The sequence below is a fragment of the Streptomyces kaniharaensis genome (assembly GCF_009569385.1).
Taxonomy (GTDB): domain Bacteria; phylum Actinomycetota; class Actinomycetes; order Streptomycetales; family Streptomycetaceae; genus Kitasatospora; species Kitasatospora kaniharaensis.
The window spans coordinates 78,697-104,515 of sequence record NZ_WBOF01000005.1 but is presented as its reverse complement, the minus strand read 5'-3'; the positions used below and the strand labels follow the sequence as shown (position 1 = coordinate 104,515).

The following is a 25,819-nucleotide window of genomic DNA, read 5'->3' as shown; positions in this document are numbered from 1 at the left end:
GTGGAGTGCCGTGCTCAGGCCCGTCCGGCAGCGGTCAGCGCTTCCCGCAGATGGAGGCTGAGGAGGGCGCCCTCGTCGCCGTCGACATCCACGGAGGCCCGCAGCTCGGGCATCTCTTCCCCCAGCGCGGCCAGCAGCTGGTCCAGGGCAGGCGCGCTCCAGGCGCGGGCGTCGGGAACCGAGGTGTCGTCCTCGTCCTGTTCCTCCCACGGCCGCTCGACGGCGATCCAGCCCGTCGCCGGGCTGTAGACCACGCCCTGGCAGTAGGACAGGCCGGTGTCCCCGTCGAAGACGGTGCGAAGGAAGTAGTGCACCGTCACGGTACCGGCCCGCAGTGCCTCCGCCCGTGCGGGGGTGACATGCGAGGACGTATCGAGGTGCTCCTGGAGCTCGGTGGCAGCGAACTGCCCGAAGTCAGGGTCGCCGTCACCGGGTGCGAGCAGCCAGCGCTCCATGTTCCAGCCAGCGAGCTCGGGGTGCAGGCAGTGGAACCCCTCGTCCACGACGGGACTGCCCGCCTCAGCCGGACCAGGGATGACGGCCCTCGGTGCCCGACGCCTCGGGTGGTGCTGCTTGATGCGTCCCATCGGCCCTTGTTCTCCTCGCAGTTGACCTATGGCCAGGCGGCCCACTACTGCCGCTCGGCGCCCACATCGTAGGGCCGCGCCAACGGCACCCACCCCGAATCGGTCACTTTCCGGAATCGGCCTCAAGCCGTCCGTGTACACCGCTACCCTCGCGTCGACGACCGGCGGTCGTCCCGAAGCGGAGGAGGGGACACGGTGCAATCGGTCACCGCACGGTTCACCCAGCTGCAGCACCACGTTGCCCAGCAACGCGGTGCCGTCGAGACAGCTGAGCCCGGCAGCCCGGGCTTCGACGAGACGCTGGCGGCCCTGCTAACTGCCACCGATGCCCTCCTCGACCACGCCAGCCGGATCCCCGAGCTGCGGGAAGCCCCCGCACGGCGGACCACCGAGGTTCTGGTGCTGTGGGTCTCACGCGGCTACACCACCCTCACCGGCCTGACCGCGGCCGCGGTGATCCCCGGCTGGATCGCCTGGGGCTGGCTGATCCTGCTGCTCCCCCTGCTGCTGGCGGGCCTGACAGCGGGGTGGAAGGTGCAGCCGGTACGGGCCGGCCGCCCGCACAGGGGCCGCCGCGCCAGCGCGGTCCTGGCCGCGGTGAGCGCGCTGATGCTGAGCGCGGTGGCCTTCGAAGTGCTGAGCGCCTGGTTCCTGACCGCGGCAGCCGTGTGCGCGGCGGTGGCTTTCTTCCTGGGCCTGCCCGACGAGCCCGCCGCCAGCACGGCGAAAGGAAACCGGAAGTGAGCACCCCGTACGACGTCGACAACCTACGGCGCACCGTCCAGCAGCTCCAGAAATCCGTCAGCGCGCTCGACGGGACCGAGTCGGGGCTGCGCAGCCTACGCGAGGACCTGGAGAGCGCGGAGAGCAGCCTCGGAAGCCGCCTGGACGACGTCGAGGCCTCGGTGGAACAGCGCCGGAGCGACATCTCCGAAGTGGAGGACAGCATCTCCGACCTGGAGAGCGACGTCGCGGACATGGCCAAGCGGGTGGCCTGGCTGGAGCGGCGCGCCCGGGCAGAGGCCGGTGATCCCGTGGTGGACCTGGGCGCCCGCAACCCCAGGATCAACCGGCTGGTCAAGCAGGTCACGGCCGGCCGTGCCGCCGAGGCCCGGCTGCTCAGCTCCGTCGACCGCGCGCGACTGGAAGCAAAAGTGCGGGCCTTCGAGCAGACGGCCGCTGCCCGGGACCAGGCCCTGGCCGAAGTCCTGGCCGCCACAGCGGTCCTGGCCACGGCCGGGCACGGAACGAAGGCCTTCGAGCAGGCCGCCGGACGCTACCGAACAGCCCGCACCCGTCTGGACACGTCGCTGTTCGCGCGCCAGCGGGCGGACGCCGCCGCGGCCCGCACCGCCCTGCAGCGCGACGAGAAGCTCGACCAGGACCTCGCCGAAGCCGTCGCCGTCGGCAAGGACGCGCTGCGCCAGCTGACGGACCTGGCCCGGACCCGCATCAGCGAGGCCGTCGCCGGCACCGCTCTCCTGCCGGTCTGGTTCACCGCGGCCTTCGGCCCGATGCCGCCCCGCTCCGGAGCCGAACGCTGGCTCGCCCGCGCCACCACGACGCTGGTGTACCGGATCAGCTACACGGTCACCGACCCCGTCGTCGCCTTGGGCGTGATCCCCGAACAGGCCACGGTCCGTCAACGTGAGGACTACCAGGAGGCGAAGAAGCCCCGCTATCGGTAGCCGCTCCGACATCGAACCGCGCCGTGCGGCTGCCGAGCCGACCGCAGGGCGAAGCAGGTCGTCCGTCCCGCCCGCAGTGCCCTCGCCGAGGAGGCCTGGCGTCGCTACGTGCCGGTCGGCACGGTCCGAGGGTACCGATGGGATGCGGAACCCAGGCCGGAGGACCCCCGCGTCTGGCAGCTGCGGGTGAAGGGGGCAACGGCGGCCGAGACAAGGCCGCCCGCTCCGGCCACGAGGCGCCGCTCGGCTGACAGCCAGGGGCTTGAGCAGGGAGGTCGTCCAGGCGACGGCGGGGCGCAGCGAGGCGTTCGTTCGATTGTGCGTACGATTTGCTCGTGGGTAAGCAGCAGAAGACCTTCAAGTTCTCCGACGACCTGAAGCGCGCGCAGGAGAAGCTGGCCGCCGTACAAGCCGAGCGCCGGGAGTTCCTGGCGTCGCTGCCGTTGTGGGGCGGAGACCTGGAGCGCGCCCGTCAGGGGCTCAGCGAGGAGCAGCTGGCCGAGTCCGCCCGTCTGGAGGAAGCCGAGCGGCAGGCCTCTCACGCGGTGTGGGCCGACGAATTCTGGGGGAGGCTGCCCGCCGAGGACCGTGTGGAGGCCCGCAGTCAGCTCAAGCACGTCAACGATCCGGTCGAGGACCCGGCGGCGTCGCACGGCGCGTAGGCTTGGCGGTCGGGCAGGCGTCTACCACGGGCGGCGGCTGCCCAGCCGCGGTCGTGCCAGCGGGTCGCCTGCCGCAGGGGCCTCGCGGAGGATCCTGTGTGCCGGTCCGATCCGATTGGCTTCCCGCGCCAACCCGCCGCTACCAACCGGCCGGAGCCAACTCCTCCGGCACATCCGAAGCTTGGTCGCTTCGATCGCTGCCTCCACAACCACAGGCGGGGCCCGTCTACGCGCCGCGGGGTGCGTGTTCGCCGCCGTGTCTGCGGTCTACCCCTGTGCTGGTTGTGTGGTGGACAGTCCGAGTGGAGCACAGGTCCATGCGAAGGGTGCGGCGGTTTCCGGCGCGTCGAAGATCGCGTCGTAGCTGGAGAACTGGTCGTTGCCGGTCGAGGTGCCGTGGAGGAGCCGGCTGGGCGTGAAGTCGGCGGCCAGCGGCCTGGGGTTTCCCTCGCTCCTGTACGGCGAGAGGTCCCACTCCGGTGTCGCGAGCGCCTCTGGAACAGTGGAGTTGGCCTCCAGGTGGGTGAAGACCAGCGTGGGGGTTCGGAGGAGCCCGCAGTGCCACACCCGAGCGGGTTCCGTTCCAGTCCCCCGCAGGGCCCCGGGAGCAGCGAGCCAGGACAGTGCCCCATGACCGGCTGGCGCTGGCGTACGCAGATCGACGGTCTGTAGCCGGGGAAGGTCGTGGTGCTGTACGACCATCACCAGTCGGGCCGGGTCAGGCACCGTGCCGAAGCTGCAAGCGATGAAGTGGACGCTGTGGTCCGGGGCGGCCATGGTTCGGGGAAGCGCGAGCACTGCGTGGCGGGTCCCGGGCTCGGTCAGGTAGACGGTCCACGACGGCACGGATTCGGCGTGCGCCGGCGGGCTCGGGTACTCGAAGACGAGCACGGTGAACAGCCCCGCCGACGTGTCGAGGATGCCCCCATGGGACAGCCGCTTCCCGGGCTCCTCCAGGAGGGTCTCGGGAGGGCGGATGACTACGGGCCGATCGGTCATCCTGCGACCGTAGAGGACGGGCCGGAGCGGCGCGCGCAGCCGCTCCGGCCCGTCAGCCGGTCAGGCGCAGGGCAGCTCGGAGACCTCGGACAAGCCGGTCTCGTGCTTCGCGCCGCCGTCGCTGTAGATGTCCGCGGACACCCGGAACTTGCCCTTGGCGATCCTCGGCGGCTCCGCCGCCCGGCACTGCGCGTTGTCGGCCACCCGGCTCACCCGGGTGAAGTCCTCGCTGGGGCTGCTGCGCAGCGGGCCCTTGACGCGGGAGAACGTGCAGAAGTCGCCGTCACAGTTCGCCCGCTCCAGCGAGGCATCGAGCCACTTCGGGCCGTAGCCGTCACCGTCGCAGGTGACCTCGGCGTACCACTCGATGCTGTTGTTGACGACCCGAGGAGCGGGCGCCGAGCCGACGCAGACGTAGTCGCCGGCCTGGATGGTGGTGGCGTGGGCGGGGGTGAGACCGATGACCGTGAGGGCCAGGGCCGGCACGGCGGCGATGAGGGTACGACGGGTGATGCGCATGGGATCCTCCGAATCCGCAGCGTGACGAATCGTGTACGCAAGGAGATCAAGGGCCACTGGCAACGCGTCCTGCCGGATCCAGCTGGAAGGATCGACGCATGCCCGACACCTACGCATGGACCCCGTACGAACCCGGGAACGACGCCGACCTGGCGGGCCCCGTCGCCCTGCCGATGCCGTACGGGCTGTACGCGGCCCTGCGGGAGCAGATCGGCGCAGAACGCGCCACCCAGGTCGCCGAACTACTGCGGCCCTCACTGGAGCTACGCCCGGACGTCCCCGAGGACACGATCGGCTGGACGCCGGTCGGGCACACCGGCGGATGCGCCGCGCTGCCCGCAGGCATCGACTGGCCCGAGGGCGACGGCCACCCGATGGAACTGCTCGCCCAACTCGACTGCGCCCGGCTGGCAGAGGCTTTCCAGGCAGGGCGGAGCGCAACGCCGTGGCCGCTGCCAGCTCACGGACTGCTGCTGTTCTTCCACGACTCCTTCCCCGTCGATCCCCGCAAGGAGAGCTGCTCCGTGCTGCACTTCCCGTCCGGCACACCGGAGCGTCCGGCCCCGCCGGACCCGGACGGCGGGAAACCGCTGCCCGGCCGGCCGGTGTGGGCGCGCTGGGCCCTGTCCGCGCCCTCGTACTTGGACGACGAGCTGGTGGACGCCCTCGCCGGTGACTACCGGGACGCCATGGACGTCTCGGACACCTGCCACGAGCACCTTGGCGGCGCCGACATCCGGCTCCTGGGGTGGTGCGACAGCCACAACACCACCCGGCCCGACGGGCACCGGCCACTACTGCAGGTCGAGGGCTCGGCCGCGGACGCGAGCTGGGGCGAACTCGTCAACGTCTCGGTCTGGATCACCGACGAGGACCTGGCCGCAGGCCGTTTCGACCGGGCGCGCTACGGGGCGGAGGTCGCCTGAGCAACCTGGCCGCGTAGAAGGAGCCGGCTGGTCCAGGACCCCGACCCCGGACCAGCCCGCCCTCCCACTACGCTCGGCCCACCACCTGGCCCTGCACGACAAAGGGCCCGGCCGACGGAAGCGGCCGGGCCCGCGCTGGCGGCGGAAGGCCTACCCGGCACCTAACCCTCAGAGCCGCTGTCGGCATTCCAGCCCGAGTCGGCGCCCCAGGAGGAATCGGAGGTCAGGCCCCACGTGGAGTCGAGACCCCAGATGGTGTCCGCCACCGGTACCGCACCCCAGACCGAGTCCCAGCGCGTACGAGCTGCCATGACGACCTCTCAGGTAGGACCACGTGACCGGGCGCTCTAGGCGAGCGACACAACACCCTCCTGCGCCAGGAACTCGCCGTCCACGGCGCCACCGTCATCCCCTGAACCGGCAGTGCGGACAGACGCCCGTCAGCTGACACCCTGAAGGCTGTCGGCCATGCGTTGCGGCTCTCCGATGCCCAGAACCTCAGACAGTGGCTGGCCCCAGGTGGCCCAGTCCCGCATGGTGACCCAGTCGATGAGGACGATGTCCTGCGCTCGGGCGAAGTCTCGGGCAGGTTCGGAGTAGCTGCCGTTGGTGACGACCGCGACGACATCGGCTTGGTGGACGGGACGGGCGGTTCCGTTGAGGGTCTGGAGCGCGGGCGATCCGACCTTGGTTCGCTGGTTCTTGACGTGCTTGCACTGAATGACGACGCGCCTCTGATCGGGTGCCAGTGCGATGACGTCGGCTCCCAGGTCGCCCGCCCCGCCGCGATCGCGTCGGACTTGGAAGCCGTCGCGCTCTGCGAGGCTGGCGACGGCCAACTCGAACTCCTTGTGGTGCATGCCGTGGAGCCGGTCCATCGAGATGCTCTTGGCGGATTTCTCGAAGGCGATGCGTTCGGTGTCGCGCAGTGCTATCGGATGCAGTTCGTCGCGGTACTCACGGAGGATCTCCTCCAATCGCTCCGTGGCCTCGGGCAGGTCGTGCCAGTGCTTGACCGCAGTGTCCAGCAGGAACGGGCCTCGCTCGGCGGTCCGCCCGTAGCGCGTGAGGAGTTTCTTCATCTGGCCCGAGTCGTCGAGCAGGGTTGTCCAGATGTCCCAGGCTTCCTGCTCCTTTGCTTCGGCTTCCTTGTGCTCGTAGTAGAGCTTGTTGTGGGCGTTTATGGCCGCCTTGACGCAGTCGTCTCTGGTGGGCGTCCAGATGGGCGCGGTCTTCCCGTATCCGTACAGGCGGGGCTGGACGCGGTCGAGTTCGGCCTTGACGGCATCACGATGCTTCGACAGGCGCAGGTGGATGGCTCGTGCGATCTTGCACTCGCGGGCCCACAGGTACGAGGCGAACAACTCGTCGGGGCCCGCCTCGGCGATGTAGTTGCCCATCTCCCGTCGAAGGGTCTCGTCCTCGTAGCTGGGCGGGGTAACTGGGGCTTCGCAGTCGATGATCACCGCGGGAGGCTACCCGAGGCTGCCGACAGTGGACTAATGCCAGGTACGGCGTGTATGCGCAGGTCAGGGCCTTGCCGGAGGGTTTGGCCACGCAACGGCCGCCGTTCGGCAGCCTGCCGGTTCAGTGGGTCGGAGGCTTGGTCATGTACATCTTGATGGCGGAGGCCAGCACCGGGATTGGCTCGTAGGGTGCGATGGCCTCCGCGATCACTTGGGCTAGTTCGTCGATCGTCCGCACCACGTACAAGCGACGCGACCAGGACGTGAAGCTCACGGTCTTCTCCACCGGATGGTCGCGATCCCGCCCTGGAAGTCCACCGCAGCTCGTCGTTTCCGGACCGGCCGCGCGCAGTCGTTCCGAAGGCAAAGTCAGTCAAGCTACTTGGTCTTCTGTCAGATTTGATCAATTCCTTCCTGGCCTGCAGAAAGGAACCATCCAAAAAAGCGGTTGCCTAACCCCAAGAGGCCCTGGCTCCCGGACCGATGGTCGGCTCGGGGAACGGGGCAGGAGGACCGCGACGCCACCGACGTCCTCGGCCGGATCGGAGCGCCGGCGGCCGAGGCACTGCCCCGCCTGCGGCAGATGCTCGAAGCCGGCCATGCCTGGACCCGCACGCACGCCGCCGCCGCGATCTACGACATCGGCGGCCCGGCCGAGGCCGTCCTACCCGTGCTGCTGGAAGGGTGGGAGGAGAACGACTCGACCGCCGGCCATGTCCTGGACTGCCTGCGGCGGATGGGCCCCGCCGCCGCGCCTGCCCTTCCTCGGATCCACGCAGAACTCGCCCTCGCCCGCCGAAGCGGCGGTCCGCAGGAGGTCCTGCCGGGTTCTGCCCGATGCGCTCTCGGCCGGCCGGGCCGCGTCGTTGAGCGCTCGCCGCTCCGATGAACACCGCGCGATCGAGCAGCAGGTTTGTATGACGTGCGCCAGCGGAACGTCCTGGCCAGCACCTGGCGGTAGGCGGGAACGTGCTTCTCTACGTCCGGGCGCAAGAGCTGCGGAAGTCAGACGCTGGCTCGGCCACGTTGGGAGCGGGGGGTCTTCTTGCCGACGGCCTTGGGCTCGATGGTGCGGGGGTCGACGGCTTCGCCGGGGGCGCCAGCAGCGTAGGGGCCGTCGGGCTCAAGGTCTCGGTCGTGGGGCAGGAGGAAGAAGACGCGGCGCCGGTGCAGGCCGCTGTCGGGGTCGGCTTCCGCGGTGGCGTCGAGTTCGGCGTAGCCGACCATGCGGCCGTCGCGCAGCCAGCGGGGCTTGCCCAGGCGGCGGGGTGTCTTGTCGATGGTCTGACGTACGTAGTCGAGCACCGAGAGATCCTCCAGCCAGACCACGTCCTTCTCGTGGGTGAGAGCGCTGCCGTCCAGTAGCGAGCTCATGACCGGGGGCCTTCCTTCGTGGTTGTGGGCCGGGAACAGATGGCAGACGGGAGCGAACCGGTGGTGTCTGCATCGTAAGGCGGACGGGCCTGCGGGATGTAGACGGGCCGGGTCGGTTTCCCGGTGGATCCGCCGACTGTCGGAGCGGGGATGCGATCAGTCGACAAGGAGACCAAGCCCCGGATAGAACTTGCGCCCGTTGCTCTTGACCATGTCGTTCGGGGTTGCCAGGCCGAGATCGGTCCGGACGCGGGTGGCGAAGGCACGGTTGCTGGTGGGGCGGATCCCCTCACCGGACGTACACCAGTTCACGTAGGCCGCGTAGAGCTGGCCCTGCTCCACACGCAGCTCCGCTTCACCGCCTTCGCGGGTGCAGCACTCGGCCAGGAACCGGCCGATGGTGTCCTCGGTGGTGGCGTAGGCGTCCGTGGCCAGCCGCACCCGGGCCGGGCCTTCCAGCGGATCAGCTAGGCCGGCGCCGGCCTGCCGCTGTTCACGGAGGTCGTGGTAGCGGCTGGCGCCCTGGACCACCCAGTGGAGGATCCCGGGACCCTCGTCGCGGACCAGTTCCATCGCCAGATTGTCGATCTTGTTCTCGTCGGAGACGGTCCGCTCGAAGGGCACGAGGCGGATGCGGCGCCAAAACGCGAAGCCGCCGGTGGTGACCTCGGGCCTGTGGTTGCCGAGCAGCCACAGGTGGTGGGTGGGCAGGAACGAGAAGTAGTCCTGCCGCATGCGGCGGGCCTTGATCTTGTCGCCGCCGGTGAGCAGCTTGACCCGGGCCTCGTCGAAGCGGTCGGTGGACTTGAGCTCGGAGCACACCAGCAGGCGCCGACCGTGGAGCTCGGTCAGCTCGGTCGAGTGCTCGTTGTAGGCCCCTCGATCCATCAAAAAACCCGGCGGAGCGGCGTCGGCGTAGTCACCGAGCAACTGCAGCATGACGTCCAGCAGGACCGACTTCCCGTTCTTCCCATGACCGTAGAGAAAGGGGAGGACCTGGCCGCCGACGTCACCAGTGGTGGAGTAGCCGAGCAGGACGTGCAGGAAGTCAATCATCTCCCTGCCGGCCTCGTCGTCGCCGAAGGTCTCATCGAGGAATCGGGTCCAGCGGGGGGTCGGCATGTCCTCGGGAGCCACGCTGGTGGCCCGGGAGTGACAGCCGTTGGCCGGGGACGGCTTGTGGAGCTCGCCGGTGCGCAGGTCGACCACCCCGGCCGGAGTGCACAGCGCCCAGGGATCGCTATCCAGGTCCTCGGCGGCCATCGACAGGGCCGGAGAGGACTTGGCCTGCTCCAGGAACGCCTTGATCCCCGCAGTGGAGCTGGTACGCCTGCGATGGAGAGCGACCTCCCGGTCGGTGTACACCAGGGTGGGGTCGCTGTCGGGCATCTGTTCGGCGAGTTCCCCGGCGGCCCACAACGCCGCCTTCTCCGCGCCGCGCTTCCACCGGTAGCCCGCCCACTCATACCAGCCCAGCCCCTCGACGTGCCGGAAGGTGTCCTGGTAGAGGCGGATGAACAGCTTGGCATTGCCGCGGTCGGTGAGCATGTGCGGCAGCAGACCATCCTCCTGCCGCACGACCGGAGCCTTGACACCCTTCTGCGCCGGAAGGGGAGCAGCGGGGACGAGCTGTTCCTCGAACTCCAGCATCTCCTGGGCCGCGGCAACGGCGTCGAACCCGCGCGGGGTGTCGGCGGCGCTCATGAACGACGTCCTTCGAGGTGGAGCGGGCGCAGCGCGCCCGCAGCTAGCGAAGCAGTGATCAGGTCTTCAATCCGGCGTGCCTGCTGGGGGCGAGCTGTCAGGGCTGCGTCCCGCAGCATTGCGGCGGCTTCGCCGTGTCCGAGGTGGCCGGCTGCGACCAGGCCCCCGGCCGTGTAGGCGGCCCTGTTCAGCTTCTCGGTGAAGCCTGCGCCCTCGGGGACGCGGGCACAGCCCGCGACTTCCTGCAGCAAACGGGCCAGGGTGTGCGCGGCGGCCCGGGGCCTGCGGCTTCCCGCAGGGGCGGGGACTGCTGCGGCAGGGACCGGGCCTTCGTCAGCTCTGGGGATCCGGTGGCCCGTACGGGCGAGTTCATTGGCCAGCCAGGTCGGCAGCGGGGCGGGCAGCCGGGCCGGGCCGACAGGTTGGTAGATGCCTGCGGGGGTCCGGGTGCCGGGCGCGACGATGTACCCGCCGTGGGCCCTGACGTCCACCTGCCAGGCCAGGGCGACTCTGGAGCTGGATCCTGCGGAGCAGCGGAAAGCCGTGGTGCTGCGGTACCAGATGTGCAGGCCGCCCGACGGCGTGCGCACCCTCAGGGTCGAGGTGTCGCGGGCCGGGTCGGGCTGGCCGCGGTAGGCGGCCAGGAGGGCGAGGGTGTCGTATCCGGAGGCCAGACCATCGAGGTTGACCTGTGAGGGGATCCGGATCCCCGGCAGCAGGAGGGATCGGTCGGGTACCGCGTCGGTATGTGCGTCAACGTCGATGACAATCAGGTCCGCCGGGCCGCATGCGACCCCGACCCCGAAGTCCGGGCCCTCCTGCCACCAACTGTCGACCAGCCGCGGGTCGGTGGTGGCGGCGTGGAAACCGTGGCAGTACCGGCCCTGCTTGATGCAGGGGCACTTTCGCGGATCGTCCTTGACCTGCCGGCAGCCCTCGCAGCTGCCCGCGGGGGTCTTGCGGCCCGGTGCGAGCGGATGAACGGGCCAGCCCTGGGCCGCGCACCAGCGGGCCACCGCGAGCCCGCGCGCGGGCCTCGCAGGGGCAGTGCCGCTCGGCTCGGTGCGCACGCTCTGTCCTTCACTGGAGCCCGGCCCGCTGGGACACGCAGCCACCAGGAGGCGGCCAGGGACCGGAGGGACCGAAGGGACTGAATTCTGGAATGAGCAGAGCCTAGCGTGAGCCAGTACAGATCCCCGCTGCTGCCCCTCCATCACGTACCACCCCAGGTGACGGCCAGAAGGGCCAGTTTGCCTCGAAGTCAGCCGCTCTGCCCAGTTTTGAGAGAGACCAAAGGGACTGACTCTCCGAACTGTATCGGCGATCGCCCGGGCAGAGCCCGGACACGCCGCACAGCTGACCCGATGTTCAAACTCAGTCCCTCCAGACCCTCCGGTCCCTGGAGCGGGCCTGGCGCGGGGCAACATGCCAGGGCCTGGCGCGGGCGGGCGGAAGGTGCTGGACCCTGCTCGGTCCCTGTGCTGTTTTCCCAGGTCAGACGGCATACGCACCCATGGAAAGGGACTGAAGGGACTGAGAATCCCCATTATGACCAGATCCTTCGTATGTGGCTGTCTCGCGCGCGTCCACGCACGAACAGGACCCACCGCGTAACGAGTTCCGCTCATAATTGGAAAACTGAGTCCCTTCAGTCCCTTGCAATGCGGCCACCATGGCTCTGACCTGGGAAAACAGCACAGGGACTAAAAGATCTGCAGCACAGGGACTGAACCCTGAGCGGACGGAGACGCGCATCCTCCCCGCTCGTCCGGGATCCACCGGGCGAGCGGGGACTGTGGAGCGGCAGGGACCGAAGAACCACCCGGGGCCGGGCGGCATGGTCCGCAGTGATCCTGTTGTTGCCGCCCGGTCCCGGCACGCTTGGCAGAGGTGGCTGTGGTCCCTAGTTGCTGTGGCGAGCCCGAAGCAGCACCTTCTCCGTACGCGGGATGAAGCGAGCACGGGAGGGCTCGTTGGAGTGCCCGTGCCAGCCCGAGCCAGGCTGTTCCGTTCCGCAACTGATAAGGGATGGAAGTCCATTCCCACTGGACTTTTGATGCGCTTGCGCACCAGAAGATCACCCCTTCTTGCGTTCCGACCTGTCTCAGCGAGGTTCGACGCGTCTCACCGAGGCTGAACGGGAGCGCGCCCGTCTCGGCGCGCTGGTCTGTCTCAATGAAGCTTGATCGCCCAGTTCGGACCCCGTTCGATCCGCTGCAAGGCGGTCCGCAGATGATTGCCGCTATGGAGAACGCGGTCGAGAAGATCAAGGTCTGGTTCCGGTTCATCCCGCGTGAGGGCTGGTTCCCTCAGGACACGGAAGGGCTATGGGCGACAAGACTCAGCCTCGACACGGCCACCATTGAGAACGTCCCATTCCTCCAGGACGGCGTGGCCGAAGGCGACGTTGTGCGGTTCCAGACCGACACCGATGGGCTGCACTGGGCGGTCGGTCGGGTCAGCTCGGCCGGCAACTGCACGGTTCGCGTCGTGCCCATTCCCACCGGGCCGCTGGGACGCAGTCCCCAGGCGGTGTATCGGGGGCTGTCAGCCTTCTGCCTTGGCGGCGAGGTCTTCAGCGAAGACTTCCCCATGGTGGCCTTCAACGCACCGGCCGGCGCGGACTTCGCCGGGATCAAGGCTCTGCTGAATCAAGGGCAAGACGAGGGCTGGTGGCACTACGAGGTCGGCTGTGGCACCGAGGAATGGTGGAACGCCTGACTCCGTGCCTTCCTTGGCCAGGGACGCGTCCACGGCGTGCCCGGCTGCTGGATCGCATCGTTGACTGCTCCCCCGCCCTCGGGCGGGGGAGCAGTCAACGAGCTCCCGGCCGGTCCTCCCCTGGTGCGGGCACCCAGCCGCCCAGCGAACTGGGCGGGAGTCACTTTCCGAATTTGACGACGAACTGTCAGTACCCATGGATACCCTCTCGGCGGAGCGGCCGGAGTCGCTCTCGACGGATGGAGAGGCACGGGTGGACAAGGTGTCCGTACGGCTCGCACAGCTGCAGAATGACGTCGGACGGTGCAACGCCACCGCAGCCGACAGCCTCCTCGCCCATTTCGTGCAGGTGCCCGACCTCCGCCAGCGCCGGTGACCACTCCCTCACGAATGTCCACCCCGACGACCAGCAGGGTCCGGCTCGACCCGGTGCTGGCCGACCGCGTGATGGATGCCCAGCACCTGGCCGGCCTGCCCATCGCCCACGGCGGCCACGGACCGGGCGTCCACGTGCGCCCGGCCGAGCCCCTCAACGACGACGACGCCTGCCGGGGGCTGATCGCCCTGCACTGGCTCCCCTCCCGGCGTCTGGCCGCCGCGGCCGCCACCGAGCAGCACCGGCAACCCGCCCACTACGCCCAGCAGCTCGTCGTCAATACGGTCCAGCATGCCCTGACCGTGCTCCTCCCTCACCTCGGCACCACCGCCGCACGGGCCTTCCAACTCTGGGAGGTCCGGGTCACCGCCGCAGTGCCCCTCCCCCACGAACTCACCGGCCTGCCCGGCCCGCGCCCCTCCGGACCCCAGCCCATCGCCTCCGGCATCCGACCCGACGTCACCACAGCCGTCCGGCGCAGCGCCGCCCTCGCCGGCCTGCCTGTTGCCACCCACCCCGGCGACCCGGGAATCACGCTCCGACCGTGCCCACCCCTCGACGTCGACGACGACACTGCCGGCATCGCCGACCTCGGCTGGAACCCCTCCCGCCGCCTCGCGGCCGCCACCAGCGGCACCGCCTGGAACCTGCGCACCGCCGTCGAAGACGCGGTCCGCCAGGCCCTGCCCGTCGCCCTCGGCGCCTGCGGCCTCGACGTGTGGTGGCGGCGCCCCGACGGCCTCCCGCCACAACTGCGCGCCTATGGACCCAGCGAGGACCCGCCGATTCGGCGCTGAAGGCCTCCAACCCACCCGTACCGAAGGGAACACCCGTGGATCCGTTCGAGATGGACAAGCGCGCCCTGACCGCGATCGCGCAGCAAGTCTTCGACAGCATGACCCCTGCGCGCTCGCCCCGGGCACAGGGCGTCCACCTGGCCGCCGCCCTCCCCGCCCGGGCCTCGGGCCGAACCGAACCGGGGCGGGCGTGGACGGTGCGCCTGGACGACGACGGGACCGTCCACGCCACCGCCGCCGACGGCACCCCCGTCATGGGTTGGGTCGCCGTCCCCTGGGCCGTCTCCGAAGTCCTCGCCCCCTTCGAGAACGGCACTCGCCGGCAGCCCGCGCTGGCGCCGGTCGACGACGGCGGCCCGATGGACGCCCTGACGCAGCCGCTCTACCCCTACCTGGACGACGAGCAGCTGGAAGCGGCCTTCGAGCAGGACCCGCAACCCCTCGCCGCCCTCACCGCCGCCATCGCCGACCTGCGCCGACAGTGGGACACCGAAGCCATCCCCGACTACGTCGAACAAGCCGCCGCCCGGATCCGCGTCACCGAGCCGCAAGTCCCCGTACTGGATGACCACCTGAACCCCAGCGAGCAGCCGTGGTGCAGCGCCGCCAGCTGCGGCTGGGTCCGCACCGCCGCGATTGTGGAAGCCGCCGACCCCGTCTGGGGCCGCATTCACCGCTCCGGCTACGGCCGCTCCTCATCCTGGATCCCCCGCGCCGCAGCCGAACTCCTCGCCGAACCCGACAGCGACCTGGCCGACTTCCTGCGCTACCACCTGCTCGACAACGAAGGCCCCGTCGACCTCATCACGATCAACGGCCCCGAAGGACCCGTCTACAACCTCAACAGCGGTGGCGCGCACCGCACCCACCTGTTCCGCATCCTCGGCATGCCCTGGATCTTCGCCACCCAGACCGCCCTGATTACCCCATTGGAGACGGCCGGATCCATCACAGACGCCGACCGCTGGCAAGGCCTGATCGACCGGGGCCTACTCCACGGCGAGGTCCAGCGCAGCACCCACACCGCCGCCTTGCGCATCAACCACTGCCCGGCCCCGTGGATGATCGCCAAACCCGAGATCGCCGCGGCGTACAACACCGCCTACGAACACGCCTACCCCGGAGCCCTCGGCCGCCTCGGTGTCCCGCCCCACGCCCTGGCCGACGCCACGTCCTGGGAGAGCTGGCTGCTCACCGGGACGTCAGCGGCCGCGCCAGACACCGGCCTCGCCCGGTACCTGAGCCTGCTGTCCCGGGCCGGCCGGAAGGCAGCCGACCAGCCCTGAGCAGCACCACGGCCCGCCCGCATCGGAGACCCTGCTCCGGGCGGGCCGACCGCCGTCCGGACGCCCCCGCAGCGGAGGCAACGGGAACCCGGCGGCGACACCGGAAGCACAGCCTGGTCCGTCTCCAGGTCACCGCGAACCCCGACCAGGTCCGCTCCTGCGCAGAAGAGCCAGCCACTCCGAGGGGCGGCCAAGCGCAGACCAGCGCCACCTCTGCGCATCGCTATGCGCACGCCTGACCAGCAGCAACGTCGAATCAGGCCCGCCTGCGCAATGACCGGCTGGCCCTTGCGCAGACGGCCATTGCGCAAGATCACTGCGCAGACGGCCCCTGCGCAGAGACGATTGCGCTGCGCAATCTTCCCCGGCCCTGCCCGGCCGCCCGGCGGCCGAGCCTCGGATCCTGCGCATGGAAGGCGCCTGCAGCGGTCTCCGGGAACACGGTCACGATGCCCAGGACCGAGCCGTGAGCCGCGATGTCGGTGGCACCCGGCATGATTCCGAGCATGACCGATGAAGCACCCGTCATCTCCTCCTCCAGCGATTACGCCGACGCCGTTGCTACCGCTGTCCGGGCGGCCGCCGCCTACTACACCGACGGCGGTACACCGCTCGGTGACGACGAGTACGACGCCCTGCTGCGCGCCGTCGCGGCCTACGAAGAGGCTCACCCGGACGAGGTGCTGCCGGACTCCCCCACCGGGAAGGTGGCTGGCGGCGCGGCCCAGGGCGACGTGCCGCACAGCGTGCCGATGCTCTCGCTCGACAACGTCTTCTCGGCCGAGGAGCTGACGGACTGGGCGGCGGGGCTGGAGCGCCGGCTGGGCCGCCCGGTGACCGCGTGGTGCGTGGAGCCCAAGCTGGACGGCCTAGCGGTGGCCGCGCGCTACCGCGCCGGGCATCTGCAGCAGCTGATCACCCGCGGCGACGGCCTCGCTGGCGAAGACATCACCCACGCCGCCGACGCCGTACTCGGACTGCCCGCCGTGCTCGCCGAGCCCGTCGACGTCGAACTGCGCGGCGAGGTCCTGCTCACCGGCGAGCAGTTCGAGCGCGCCAACGAGGTGCGCACCGCCCACGGCGCCACCCCGTTCGCCAACCCCCGCAACGGCGCCGCCGGAACCCTGCGCGCCAAGGACCGTCCCTATCGCATCGAGTTGACCTTCTTCGCCTACTCAGCCGTGGGCGCTGGCGACCTTGACCACGCCGCGCTCCTCGTGCGCCTCGCCGCCCTCGGTGCCAACACCGCGGCGAGCACGGCGGCGCACCCGCTGCGCTGCACCACCCTGGATGAGGTCCAGCAGCGCGTCGACCAGATCGCCGCGCTCCGCTCCGAGCTGCCGTTCGGCATCGACGGCGTCGTCATCAAGGCCGACTCCTCGGCGGACCAGCAGGAGGCTGGCTCCGGCTCCCGGGCACCGCGCTGGGCGGTCGCCCGCAAGCTTGCCGCCGAGCACAAGGTCACCCGGCTGCTCGACGTCGAGTGGAACGTCGGGCGCACCGGCATCATCGCCCCGCGCGCGGTCCTGGAGCCGGTTGTCATCGATGGCGTCACGGTCACCTACGCGACGCTGCACAACCCGGCCGACATCACCCGGCGCGGCCTGATGGTCGGGGACCGTGTCTTCGTCCTGCGCGCTGGGCGACGTGATTCCGCGCGTCCAGGCACCGCTGGTCGACGAACGAACCGGCGCCGAGCAGCCGATCGTCTTCCCGGAGTTGTGCCCGCGCTGCGGCGATGCCATCAACCGCGAGGAACAGCGCTGGCGCTGCGTACGGGGCCGCAACTGCCAGCTGGTGGCGTCCATCAGCTACGCCGTCGGCCGTGACCAGCTCGACATCGAGGGCCTGGGCGGCACGCGCGCCGTCCAGCTCGTCGAGTCCAGCCTCGTCGCCGACCTCGCAGACCTGTGGACCCTCACCCGCGAGCAGCTCCTGGGCCTGGAGCGGATGGGCGAAACCAGCACTGACAACCTGCTTGCCGCGATCGAGGCCGCCCGGACCCGCCCGCTCAACCGGGTCTTTTGCGCGCTGGGCGTGCGCGGCACCGGGCGCACCATGTCCCGCCGGATCGCCGCCCACTTCGGCTCGATGGTCGCGATCCGCGCCGCCGATGCCGACACCCTGGCCCAGGTCGACGGCATCGGCGCCGAGAAGGCCCGTGTCATCGTCGCCGAACTCTCCGAGCTCGCGCCCTTGCTGGACCGCCTCGCGGCCCAGGGCGTGGGCACCGCCGTCACCGCCCCGCAGGCGCCCGCTGCGTCCTCGGCCAGCGCTGCTTCGGAACAGGAGAGCGCGGTAGCCGGGCCGCTGGCGGGCGCGGCCGTCGTCGTCACCGGGACCATGACCGGCCCGCTCGCCGAGCTGACCCGCAACGAGATGAACGAGCTGATCGAACGCGCCGGAGGCAAGGCGTCGTCGTCCGTCTCCAAGCGCACCACCATTCTCGTGGCCGGAGACAAGGCCGGCTCCAAGCGGGCCAAGGCCGAGGAGCTCGGGGTGCCGGTCAGCACGCCGGAGGAGTTCGCTGCGCTGGTAGCCGACTACCTGGCGTAGACCGCCAGTGCGAGCAGAAGCCGCGCGTCGGCTGATCGCACCGTGCCCGCATCCGCCAGAACACGAGCAGACTGACCGCCGCCGCTCCCCCACCGAGGTCGTCCGCGGGCACCGGTGAACGCGGAGATCGACCCGGGCCGGACGGCCTCAGGAGCTCCGAGCGCGGGGACGAGACAGGCACCGGAGCAAGGCCAGCCGCCCACTCAGCGGGCCGCAGCTTCACCCGGAGGCCGTCGGGCGCCGAGGGTATCCACTGCATGGACCCGACCGTGCCCGCGGCCAGGGCAGCCAGCAGTACGAGCAGGCAGCTTGACCCGCTACCCTCCGTCAAGAACACGACGCATGATGTGACATGGCTGACAAGCAGAGGAGGGCTCCGTGCTCCGAGCGTGGCGAGAGCAGTACGAGGCGAACCAACAGCTCAAGCGCGACATTGCACGCGAACGATGGGAACAGGAGAAGCGCTTCCAACAGGAGGACCGCCAGGCCAGCCAAGCGGTACTCGAAGCCAACACCGTTGGCCTGGACGAGCACAACGCCGCGATGAAACTCGCAGCCGGCGTCTCCTACCTGACCCTGGTGTGCCACGAGGACACCTGGACCTTCGTGGCCCGTTGCGCCTTCGGTCACTGGAAGGCGACCTGGATCAAGTGCACCCACGACCCTTCGGACTTCCGCGGGCCGAACACCGCGAGCATCTACACGAAGGCGTTCACGGTCAACCCCAACCTCCGGGAGGGGCGCATCCAGAAACAGCAGGACGGCATGCAGTCCGTCATCCTCTCTGGCCACAACCTGACCAGGATCCTGGACACCCTGCGCACCGGATCGGCCGGCCCGGACCTCGTGGACTCGGCTCGATGCCGGACGCTCTACTCGAAGTTCGCCCAGTTCGTCTCCATGGTCGACCCCGAGGCACCCTCCGGGCAGAGCACCGGAATCGAGTTCCGCATCGACGACAGCGTGCTTCCGGCAGTCTCGGCGTAACCCCGATGTGAGCCTGGAGCAGGCAGGCGCGGCGGTCGGGGCCGCTGGCGGGCGGAGACTCCGGCGCCACCGGGCGGCCACGGGGACAGCACTGGCTTAGCGTGCGGGCGCAGCGGCGAGGGACCTGTCGCGCGTCAGGTTCGGCGGTACCGCCCCACCCCATCGAAGGCTCGGCCGTCGTAGAGCGCCGGGGCCGGGCGAGGGCCTGCTGGTCGTCGCGGCCAGCACTCCGCTCCTCGTCTTGGTGGTTCATGTCTTGTGGAGTCACCCAAATTTGGGTGACTCCACAAGACATGAACCACCGAAAATGGGATGTATGGGGGGAAATGCGCAAAGAATCATGACAGTGGGTGAGAAGCGCGCACCGGGGCGCCGCTAGGGTCGTCCCATGCTCATTGCCAACGTCAGCCCCCGAACCGGTGGCAAGACCACTGATTCCGGTCTCCTTGCCCACGCCGTTAAGGAGACGAAAACGAAGAAGGCCCCGCAAGGCCGCAAGGTCAAGGGCTTCGACGCCGACCACTCACAGCAGTTCTGGCAGTGGGCACAGAACGGCGACTTCTCCTTCCCCGTGGACAAGCTGGCCACCGCGCGCTTCCACAAGGAGTACGTCCTGCCGGAAGACGTGGTCGGCATCGTCGACTGCGGACACAGCGAGAACCACCCGGACATCACCGACTCCGTTCTCCGCGTCGCGGACCTTGTGATCCTTCACATGGCGCCGACCGCAGGTGACTTCGAGCGCATCGTCGAGCCCGTCGACAAGACCACCCTGGCCGACATGATCAAGAGGTCCGCATCCCTGCGGGCCGATGGCCAGGCGCCCCCGGCGGTAGTCCTTCTGAACCGCACCGTCCCCAACACCAAGTCGTCGAAGAACTACCGCACCGAGATGGAAGCCGAAGGATGGGACGTGCTGTCGACCACGATCCCCAGGTCTGAGGCCTTCGCCCAGGCCGTCGGCTTTCCCGTGATCGGGGCCAGCAAGGGTCCGTTCGGCGCTCTCGTACTGGAGCTGGAGTCCCGGGGACTGCTGACGTGAGCCACACGGAGAACATGAAGCGCAGGGCCGAAGAGCGACAGCGCAAGCGGGAAGAAGCAGAACGCGAGCGCAAGGAACAAGAGGCGGCGTCCGGAGCCGATGGCAACGCCGGTGGGCCGGACGCTCCGCCCCCCGGGCAGGAACTCGCGACCACCACGGAGACCCCGCCCACCTTCGTGCCTGCCCAGCAGCACGGCACCGCGACCAGGCCTCAGCCCCTGACGCCGGACCTCATCCCCGAGCCAGACCTCATCGAGGCCTCCGGCGATCTCACCGCAGACGAACGACATGACCTCGCCCAGTGCGAACGTGCCTTCCGCCACGCCAACCAGGCCGCCTGGATGAAGGGGAAAGCCGCGCACGCGGTTCGCAACCGCCGCCTCTACCGGGAGGGCGGCAGGACCTGGGCCGCCTACTGCGAGGAAGAGATCGGCGAGTCCGAGTCCGACGTCAACCGGCAGATCCAGGAGTGGCCCCTCGCAGCAGCGATCGGCACGGCCTACACCGCGAGGAAAGCCGTGCCGGCCTCCCACATCCGGGCGCTGCTCCCCCTGACCAAGACCGCAGACGTCGATGACCTCGCCGTCGCCTACACCCGGCTGCGCGAGCACGCGGACGAGCTGGGACTCAAGGTCACGGCAGCCGCCCTCACCTCGATGGTCGACCGCTTCTCAAAGGAAACAGACCCTTTGCCGGTCGCCCAGTTCGGGGCAGCAGTCCGAGCCATCGCCCCGGCTCCCCGCGACCGGCAGGTGGAATCCAGGGAAGCTGACACGACCGGCGGTCACCCAAATTTGGGTGACGACCGTACGTCGGAGGCCAAGGCGGACGCGCAGGCGGCGGAGGGCACGAACGCTGGGGAGCGGTCGGCTGGCGGTCACCCAAATTTGGGTGACACCTCGCAGGAGCAGCGGGCCAGCGAAGCTGCCGTCCAGGGGGGTGAGGAGACGGAGACGATCGAGACCGTCGAGGCCGAGGTCCTCGACGAGGCCCGGGCTCTCGCTCTGCTGACCAGCCTCACCCAAGCCGCAGAGACACTCTCGGACGATCTGCTGGAGGCTACTCCGGCGACCCTGCAAGCGATCTCCGCTGCTGCACGGCACATTGCCGAGTCAGCGGAATCCCTTATCTGAACAGCCCGGGTCACCCAAATTTGGGTGACCCGCACGAAGGCCCGGCGCCCGCCGGGCCTTCGCCGTATCTTGGACCGCTGCGCCGGGCAGCGGCATCCTCGGCCGGACCCCCCGTCAAGGCGCAGTACCTTGTCCGGCCGCACGCGTCACCAGGCCTGATCGAACGCGGGCAGCGGGCGGAGGTCCCAGAGCGCGTCGCCGGCGCCCGCCCACCGCTCGATCTCCCGCTTGCCCAGCAGGGTGATGTTGTGTTCCTGGGCGAAGACTGCGGCTTTGCGGGAGAAGCTGCCGTTGGTCACCATCAGGGCGACATCGGCTCGGTGTACATCCCACACCGTTCCCTTGAAGCGCTGTAGGTCCGGAGTGCCGACCTTGCCGTCTCCCGAAGTGTGCTTGCACTGGACGACGAAGCGCCGGCCCGATCGGGGCGAGAGCGCGATGACGTCGGCGCCCAGATCGCCGGACCCGCCGAAGGCCTGCTCGATGGTGAATCCGTCACGGGCCAGCAGTCTTGCCGTCAGGCGCTCGAACTCCCGGTGGTGAAGACCACGTATCGCGTCGTGGGTCATGGACAGCCCTGACCGCGACCAGTCGAATCTCCGGTTGGCCGCCAGTGCGAGCGGGTGCAGGGCATTGCTGTGCTGGCGGATGGAGAGGTCCACCCGGCTCTTTGCTGCGGCCACCTCCTGAGACAGGGCCGCGAGCTCGGCGAAGCGGGCCAGCCCGCCCGGGCGACCAGGGTGCCGGACCGCCAGCAGGCCCGATTCCTCCGCCAGCTCGTCCCACAACTCGTCGGCCCGGTCCGCCAGCCGCGCGGCCTCCTCCGCCTCCTGGCTCAGGGATCCCGCCAGCGCGGACTGCACCGGGTACCAAGCGGAGACTCCGGAGAGCGAGATCGGCGCCGGCGTTGCCGGCCACCGGCCGCGGGCCCGGATCTCAGCGCGCTTGAAGTGAAGGGCCTCCTCCGATATGCGGCGGCAGTGGTCCTTGGCCGCAGCGTGAACGCTCCGGACGAATGACGCCTCCGGAGGGAGCACGGCGGAGGCCAAGTGCTCTCGCCGCGCATGCTCCTCCAGCGCGGCACCATGAACCACATCGCGTAGATCCCTCATTACGGCGGCGAAGTCCTGACGCGCCTGCTCCAGCCGACTGCCGATCTCGGCAGCGTCCTCGACCGGTGACCTGCGGCGCTCCCCCTGGCTAGGGAAGAAGGTGACCGGGTCGAGCCCAGCTTCGTCGCGCATGCTCTTCCACGTAGCCCGTGCCCGCTTCCGGAGCAAGTCGGAGTCGGATGTGAGCGTGCGTAGCCGCGACAGCGCATCGTCGAGAGCGCCCTGGACGTGTTCCCGGACGCTGGCCGGAGCCCAATTGTCGCCGGTGGCAGGCCACGGTGTGGCCCGCCGCTTGGAGATGTCGTCAAACGCCTCCCATGCGGCAGCGGCGTGACTGTCGGCCTGATCTGCCCAGTCCCGGCAGAACCAGGCTTCCGTGACCCACAGCCACGCCGCCAGCAGATCATCGGCGTTCGCCGACGCGATCTCCAAGCCCATCTGCTTCTTCAGATCGGCTCGCTGGTATCGCGAAGGCGTGATGGCGGCGAAACGGTCGATGATCACCGACGGAGGCTACCTGGGAAGACCGACAACCTAACGAGGGACTGGGGCGTCATCCTCCGGGTTCTGGCGCCTGAGAGCCCCATCGGGCGCGCAGAGGCGATGACGGGACAAGATCCTTGGGGATACAGCCGCGGGTAGCGCCATTGCGCAGCGTCACGAACATCTGACGTTCAGCATCCAAAACGGCTGTGCGGACCCACGACGACCCGCTACCACCGATGCCACTGTGACCCTGACAGTCTCCCGTGGGAAGCTGACCCCCTTGACTAGTCAACGAGCAAGGGGGAGTCGGTGGCCCGGCCGGTCCTGAGAAAGATCCACTGGTGGATGATCGGGTTCGTCGCGATCGGAGCGCTCTTCATCGCCACGATCGGCCTCGGCGGGTCCTACCTCGCCGTCCGCGACGTCGCATTCCGCCAGGGCATGGGCGCCTTCTCGAAAATCTTCCCGATCGGCGTGGACGCCGGGATCATCGTCCTCCTCACCCTCGACCTTGTCCTCACCTGGCTGCGCATCCCCTTCCCCCTGCTGCGCCCCACTGCATGGCTGCTCACCGTCGCAACCATCGCCTTCAACGCGAGCGCGTCCTGGCCCGACCCGCTCGGCGTAGGCATGCACGCCGTCATCCCGGTGCTCTTCGTCATCATCAGCGAGGCCGCCCGTCACGCCATCGCGCGTCTGGCCGAGCTCAGCTCGGACCGGTCTATCGAGAAGATCCGGCTGATGCGGTGGATCCTGGCGCCGGGGCAGACCTGGGGCCTGTGGCGGCGGATGCAGCTATGGGAGATCCGCAGCATCGACACGGCGATCCAGGGCGAGCAGGCCCGACTGACCTATAAGACCCTGCTCGCAGGTGCGCAGCCGCGGCGTCGGAGAGCCGGCTCTCTGCCGCCTGCGGCATATCTGCCGTTGGAGCTCTCCAACCTCGGCGTGCCGATCGAGGTGACCTACCAGGCGGGCCTGGAGGCAGCGGGCATCGAGGCCGGGCCGATGGACCGCCTCCTGGCCTACTACGCGCAGAACGCCCCCACCGACGACCGGCACCAGGGCAGCCCCAATGATCATGCGCAGGTCCAGGGCGCCGACATTGCGCAGCGTCAGGCGATTGCGCACACGGCCGCTGAACCGATTGCGCAGGGCGATCTTGCGCAGCCAGCCATTGCGCATGCCCCCGCCCCAGAGATTGCGCAGCCTGCTCCTGCGCAGTCGATTCCCGGGTTTGCGCAGGTCAGAGGCCATACGCAAGGTATTGCGCAAGCTCAGGCCGGGCCAGTCGAGGAGGCCTTCGTCGTTGCGCAGCTGCCGGAGCGGCTGGCTGCGGTTGCTCACGACGACGATCTTCTGCGCGTCGGCTCTGCGCGGGACACCGCCGCCGAGGCCGGTGCGCAATCTGGCATTGCGCAGACGGAAGCGAACGGCGAGCAATGGGACCAGCAGCCGGTGCAACCCCCGCAGGCCGTTCCGGGCTCGCGGGTGTCAGCCCTCACCGCTGCCACCGGGCCGGTGGTCACCCAGCCGACCGACGACTCCCTCCAGCCGACCGAGATCCCGGCCGGCTGGATGGAAGGCTTCCAGGCATTCGTCGCCGAGTTCGGGCGGCACCCGAAGTTCGGCCCGAAGGAGACGGAGCTCGCCGACTACCTCCACGAGCGCGGATACAAGAGCAACAAGGCCGGGGATGGCCCGCCCAGCTGGCACGCCGTCCGCCGGTACACCCCCACGCTCCAGAAGCTGGTTCCGGCCCCGACGCAGCAGAGTCTCGACCTGGAGGGCACCCTGGTATAGCGCTCGAATGCTCACCACCCGTACGTGGTCCAGGTTCGCGCCGAAGGCGGTCCGGCTCGGGGGCTGGCCCGGCGTGAGGCGTTCGTGGCGGACCAACACCGACCAGTTCTCGGCAGCCCGGCCGCCGGGCCCGCCAGCGAGGACTCGACGCTAAGGGAAAGCCGTAGCCGGGTCGGCCGGAAGCAGGTCGGCGCCGGCATGCTGCTGTTCCGCGGCATCGGTCACGGATCGACCCTCCCGCCGAGCGCGGCCGGGCGTCAAAGCTTCGCGACTTTGACTGGTCCGTAGGGTCCGGAGCTCATGTCACCAGCCGTCGATACAGTCCTGATCATGACCACCACGGGGGGAGTCCGGGTCGACCACGGGTCGATCGAGCGGGACTTGGAAGAGCGCGGCTACGACGGCTGCCACATCGAGTACGTGCCCGAGCATCAGAACGCTGGGGGAGATGCCAGGCTGCTTGCCGCAGTCCAGGAGGCAGCGAGTGCGGCCAACAGTTACGGCAATGGGGGGACGATGCGGGGCCAGGCCCCTGCCCTCACCCTGGCTGGCGTCGACGTCTCGCTGAAGGACTACTGGGGGCCCGACTCCCTGACCGCCTGGCTCGGCGCCTTCGCCCGGACACTCGAACAGCAGGGCTTTGGTGGCCGGGTCGGTGCCACCCCCGCGGTGATGCCGCCCTACTGGTTCCGGTTTGGCCGGGAACCCAGGGCGGGCGCCTTCATCGCACTGGAGCACCCCCTCACCGAGCGGCCTTTCGCCGAGAACTGGTGCCGGGAGGCGGACGCCTGGGCCGGGCGCGGTGGTGGCGAGGCCCACCTCGCCGCCGGATCCGTGCTCCAGCGAGACTCCTCCGCTGACGTCGCGCAGCACCTCGCCAGGTCGCTGGCGAACAGCCGTACTGCGACCCTCGCCTACCTCGACCCATTGGAGCCGCGGGCCACCCGGGTGTGGGCTCAGCAGGACGGTCTGGCCGTCTACCAGGCCCACGACCCTGCCGCCCGGTGGGAGGACCTGATTGACCGGGCGCGGGACGCCGTCCTGGCCAACGCCGCTCGGGCCCGGTTCGCCTTCGCGGACATGACCCCGAAGTGGGCCTACGGCTGGGCGGACAGTGCTCGGCCCCTGCCGGCCATCCCCGTTCATGCCCTGTACCGCAACGATCCGCTGTGGGCCCGGCGTCTGCCCGACGTCCATGCCCTCCAGCTGCTGACCGGCGCCCACCTCGACCGGGTACGGGATCTGTCCGCCTGGACCGTCACCGAGGTCCACCCCGGCCGCTTCCTCGTGCAGGCCCGCGACCTCGCCGCCTGGTGTGCTCCGGGCGGCCCGTCCGACGCCGTCCTCGCCCGGGCCCGCAGCGACTTCGGTCCCGCACTGGCAGCACCGGACGACCTGACCTGACGCAGCGCCGCAGGAGCTCGGGCGCGGTCGCCGCGAGCCGATCGAGGCGGCGGCCAGGAGCAGGCGCTCTTCGGAACCGGCGGCGGTGGCCTTCTCCGCGATGCGTTCGTGGAGGAAGACCACCGGCTCCGCTCGGGTGGTGGCCAGTCGGGCGCGACCTGGAGAGCCCGCTGTGGCACTCGGGGCGTGCA

Annotated in this window: 23 protein-coding genes and 1 pseudogene; 15 read left to right on the top strand and 9 right to left on the bottom strand. The window is 69.7% G+C overall.

What is annotated here, in order from left to right:
- Positions 1–14: 14 nt before the first annotated feature.
- Positions 15–587, bottom strand: a complete 573-nt coding sequence (locus tag F7Q99_RS36645; protein ID WP_153470717.1) for a hypothetical protein — start codon at positions 585–587, stop codon at positions 15–17.
- Positions 588–782: 195 nt separating this feature from the next.
- Here F7Q99_RS36645 and F7Q99_RS36640 point away from each other — a divergent pair, with 195 nt between their 5' ends.
- The 3 genes from F7Q99_RS36640 to F7Q99_RS36630 all read left to right on the top strand — a co-directional run bounded on the left by F7Q99_RS36640 (position 783) and on the right by F7Q99_RS36630 (position 2,937).
- Positions 783–1,331, top strand: coding sequence for a hypothetical protein (locus F7Q99_RS36640; protein ID WP_153470715.1), 549 nt, complete (start codon positions 783–785; stop codon positions 1,329–1,331).
- Positions 1,328–2,275 (top strand): hypothetical protein, encoded by a 948-nt coding sequence (locus F7Q99_RS36635; RefSeq protein WP_153470713.1) that lies wholly within the window; start codon positions 1,328–1,330, stop codon positions 2,273–2,275. Before F7Q99_RS36640 ends, F7Q99_RS36635 begins: the two co-directional genes overlap by 4 nt.
- Before the next feature lie 335 nt (positions 2,276–2,610).
- Positions 2,611–2,937: a hypothetical protein gene (locus F7Q99_RS36630; protein ID WP_153470710.1), complete on the top strand. Its 327-nt coding sequence runs from the start codon at positions 2,611–2,613 to the stop codon at positions 2,935–2,937.
- Between the two features lie 267 nt (positions 2,938–3,204).
- On the opposite strand, the gene F7Q99_RS36625 is transcribed toward F7Q99_RS36630, so the two are convergent.
- Together F7Q99_RS36625 and F7Q99_RS36620 are read right to left on the bottom strand one after the other, a co-directional pair.
- Positions 3,205–3,936, bottom strand: a complete 732-nt coding sequence (locus F7Q99_RS36625; RefSeq protein ID WP_153470707.1) for a hypothetical protein — start codon at positions 3,934–3,936, stop codon at positions 3,205–3,207.
- A gap of 60 nt (positions 3,937–3,996) precedes the next feature.
- Entirely contained in the window at positions 3,997–4,455 is a 459-nt protein-coding gene (locus F7Q99_RS36620) for a hypothetical protein (protein WP_153470704.1), read from the bottom strand.
- Positions 4,456–4,553: 98 nt separating this feature from the next.
- Between F7Q99_RS36620 and F7Q99_RS36615 the strand changes: the two genes are divergently transcribed.
- On the top strand, positions 4,554–5,381 hold the full coding sequence (locus tag F7Q99_RS36615; protein WP_153470702.1) for a DUF1963 domain-containing protein: 828 nt from the start codon (positions 4,554–4,556) through the stop codon (positions 5,379–5,381).
- A gap of 440 nt (positions 5,382–5,821) precedes the next feature.
- Here the strand turns inward: F7Q99_RS36615 and F7Q99_RS43520 are convergent, their stop codons facing one another.
- A complete protein-coding gene (locus F7Q99_RS43520) occupies positions 5,822–6,847 on the bottom strand; it encodes a restriction endonuclease (protein ID WP_153470699.1) in 1,026 nt (341 codons plus the stop codon).
- A gap of 121 nt (positions 6,848–6,968) precedes the next feature.
- Positions 6,969–7,121: a hypothetical protein gene (locus tag F7Q99_RS36605; RefSeq protein WP_153470697.1), complete on the bottom strand. Its 153-nt coding sequence runs from the start codon at positions 7,119–7,121 to the stop codon at positions 6,969–6,971.
- Between the two features lie 174 nt (positions 7,122–7,295).
- Here F7Q99_RS36605 and F7Q99_RS36600 point away from each other — a divergent pair, with 174 nt between their 5' ends.
- The gene (locus F7Q99_RS36600; protein ID WP_195911404.1) at positions 7,296–7,736 is read left to right on the top strand and encodes a HEAT repeat domain-containing protein; all 441 of its coding nucleotides are present in this window, start codon (positions 7,296–7,298) and stop codon (positions 7,734–7,736) included.
- Positions 7,737–7,852: 116 nt separating this feature from the next.
- Here the strand turns inward: F7Q99_RS36600 and F7Q99_RS36595 are convergent, their stop codons facing one another.
- The 3 genes from F7Q99_RS36595 to F7Q99_RS36585 all read right to left on the bottom strand — a co-directional run bounded on the left by F7Q99_RS36595 (position 7,853) and on the right by F7Q99_RS36585 (position 10,995).
- The gene (locus F7Q99_RS36595; protein WP_153470694.1) at positions 7,853–8,221 is read right to left on the bottom strand and encodes a DUF6009 family protein; all 369 of its coding nucleotides are present in this window, start codon (positions 8,219–8,221) and stop codon (positions 7,853–7,855) included.
- A 156-nt stretch (positions 8,222–8,377) separates the two neighbouring features.
- Entirely contained in the window at positions 8,378–9,925 is a 1,548-nt protein-coding gene (locus F7Q99_RS36590) for a DNA primase family protein (protein WP_153470691.1), read from the bottom strand.
- Entirely contained in the window at positions 9,922–10,995 is a 1,074-nt protein-coding gene (locus F7Q99_RS36585) for a bifunctional DNA primase/polymerase (protein WP_326847523.1), read from the bottom strand. Before F7Q99_RS36585 ends, F7Q99_RS36590 begins: the two co-directional genes overlap by 4 nt.
- A 1,174-nt stretch (positions 10,996–12,169) precedes the next feature.
- Between F7Q99_RS36585 and F7Q99_RS36580 the strand changes: the two genes are divergently transcribed.
- From F7Q99_RS36580 to F7Q99_RS36550, 8 genes and pseudogenes are all read left to right on the top strand, one after another.
- The gene (locus F7Q99_RS36580; protein WP_230211274.1) at positions 12,170–12,646 is read left to right on the top strand and encodes a DUF4265 domain-containing protein; all 477 of its coding nucleotides are present in this window, start codon (positions 12,170–12,172) and stop codon (positions 12,644–12,646) included.
- A 253-nt stretch (positions 12,647–12,899) separates the two neighbouring features.
- Positions 12,900–13,022, top strand: coding sequence for a hypothetical protein (locus F7Q99_RS42900; protein ID WP_268267721.1), 123 nt, complete (start codon positions 12,900–12,902; stop codon positions 13,020–13,022).
- Between the two features lie 14 nt (positions 13,023–13,036).
- Complete coding sequence (locus tag F7Q99_RS36575; RefSeq protein ID WP_153470685.1) at positions 13,037–13,819, top strand: hypothetical protein; 783 nt, start codon at positions 13,037–13,039, stop codon at positions 13,817–13,819.
- A 35-nt stretch (positions 13,820–13,854) separates the two neighbouring features.
- Positions 13,855–15,105: a hypothetical protein gene (locus tag F7Q99_RS36570; protein ID WP_153470682.1), complete on the top strand. Its 1,251-nt coding sequence runs from the start codon at positions 13,855–13,857 to the stop codon at positions 15,103–15,105.
- Positions 15,106–15,611: 506 nt separating this feature from the next.
- Positions 15,612–17,661 (top strand): annotated as a pseudogene (gene ligA, locus F7Q99_RS36565) (NAD-dependent DNA ligase LigA).
- Positions 17,662–18,039: 378 nt separating this feature from the next.
- Entirely contained in the window at positions 18,040–18,648 is a 609-nt protein-coding gene (locus tag F7Q99_RS36560) for a hypothetical protein (RefSeq protein WP_153470679.1), read from the top strand.
- 388 nt (positions 18,649–19,036) lie between these two features.
- Positions 19,037–19,690 (top strand): ParA family protein, encoded by a 654-nt coding sequence (locus F7Q99_RS36555; protein ID WP_153470676.1) that lies wholly within the window; start codon positions 19,037–19,039, stop codon positions 19,688–19,690.
- The gene (locus F7Q99_RS36550; protein ID WP_153470672.1) at positions 19,687–20,823 is read left to right on the top strand and encodes a hypothetical protein; all 1,137 of its coding nucleotides are present in this window, start codon (positions 19,687–19,689) and stop codon (positions 20,821–20,823) included. The genes F7Q99_RS36555 and F7Q99_RS36550 overlap by 4 nt, the downstream gene beginning before the upstream one ends.
- A 146-nt stretch (positions 20,824–20,969) precedes the next feature.
- On the opposite strand, the gene F7Q99_RS43515 is transcribed toward F7Q99_RS36550, so the two are convergent.
- On the bottom strand, positions 20,970–22,439 hold the full coding sequence (locus F7Q99_RS43515) for a restriction endonuclease (protein ID WP_326847522.1): 1,470 nt from the start codon (positions 22,437–22,439) through the stop codon (positions 20,970–20,972).
- Between the two features lie 327 nt (positions 22,440–22,766).
- Between F7Q99_RS43515 and F7Q99_RS36540 the strand changes: the two genes are divergently transcribed.
- Together F7Q99_RS36540 and F7Q99_RS36535 are read left to right on the top strand one after the other, a co-directional pair.
- Complete coding sequence (locus F7Q99_RS36540; protein ID WP_153470669.1) at positions 22,767–24,224, top strand: DUF2637 domain-containing protein; 1,458 nt, start codon at positions 22,767–22,769, stop codon at positions 24,222–24,224.
- A 330-nt stretch (positions 24,225–24,554) separates the two neighbouring features.
- The gene (locus tag F7Q99_RS36535) at positions 24,555–25,628 is read left to right on the top strand and encodes a hypothetical protein (protein ID WP_153470666.1); all 1,074 of its coding nucleotides are present in this window, start codon (positions 24,555–24,557) and stop codon (positions 25,626–25,628) included.
- Positions 25,629–25,819: the final 191 nt, after the last annotated feature.

Coding starts and splice junctions, on each gene's coding strand:
- F7Q99_RS36645 (WP_153470717.1), bottom strand. CDS start 587: ATGGGACGCATCAAGCAGCACCACCCGAGGCGTCGGGCACCGAGGGCC.
- F7Q99_RS36625 (WP_153470707.1), bottom strand. CDS start 3,936: ATGACCGATCGGCCCGTAGTCATCCGCCCTCCCGAGACCCTCCTGGAG.
- F7Q99_RS36620 (WP_153470704.1), bottom strand. CDS start 4,455: ATGCGCATCACCCGTCGTACCCTCATCGCCGCCGTGCCGGCCCTGGCC.
- F7Q99_RS36615 (WP_153470702.1), top strand. CDS start 4,554: ATGCCCGACACCTACGCATGGACCCCGTACGAACCCGGGAACGACGCC.
- F7Q99_RS36595 (WP_153470694.1), bottom strand. CDS start 8,221: ATGAGCTCGCTACTGGACGGCAGCGCTCTCACCCACGAGAAGGACGTG.
- F7Q99_RS36590 (WP_153470691.1), bottom strand. CDS start 9,925: ATGAGCGCCGCCGACACCCCGCGCGGGTTCGACGCCGTTGCCGCGGCC.
- F7Q99_RS36580 (WP_230211274.1), top strand. CDS start 12,170: ATGGAGAACGCGGTCGAGAAGATCAAGGTCTGGTTCCGGTTCATCCCG.
- F7Q99_RS36575 (WP_153470685.1), top strand. CDS start 13,037: ATGTCCACCCCGACGACCAGCAGGGTCCGGCTCGACCCGGTGCTGGCC.
- F7Q99_RS36555 (WP_153470676.1), top strand. CDS start 19,037: ATGCTCATTGCCAACGTCAGCCCCCGAACCGGTGGCAAGACCACTGAT.
- F7Q99_RS36540 (WP_153470669.1), top strand. CDS start 22,767: ATGATCGGGTTCGTCGCGATCGGAGCGCTCTTCATCGCCACGATCGGC.
- F7Q99_RS36535 (WP_153470666.1), top strand. CDS start 24,555: ATGACCACCACGGGGGGAGTCCGGGTCGACCACGGGTCGATCGAGCGG.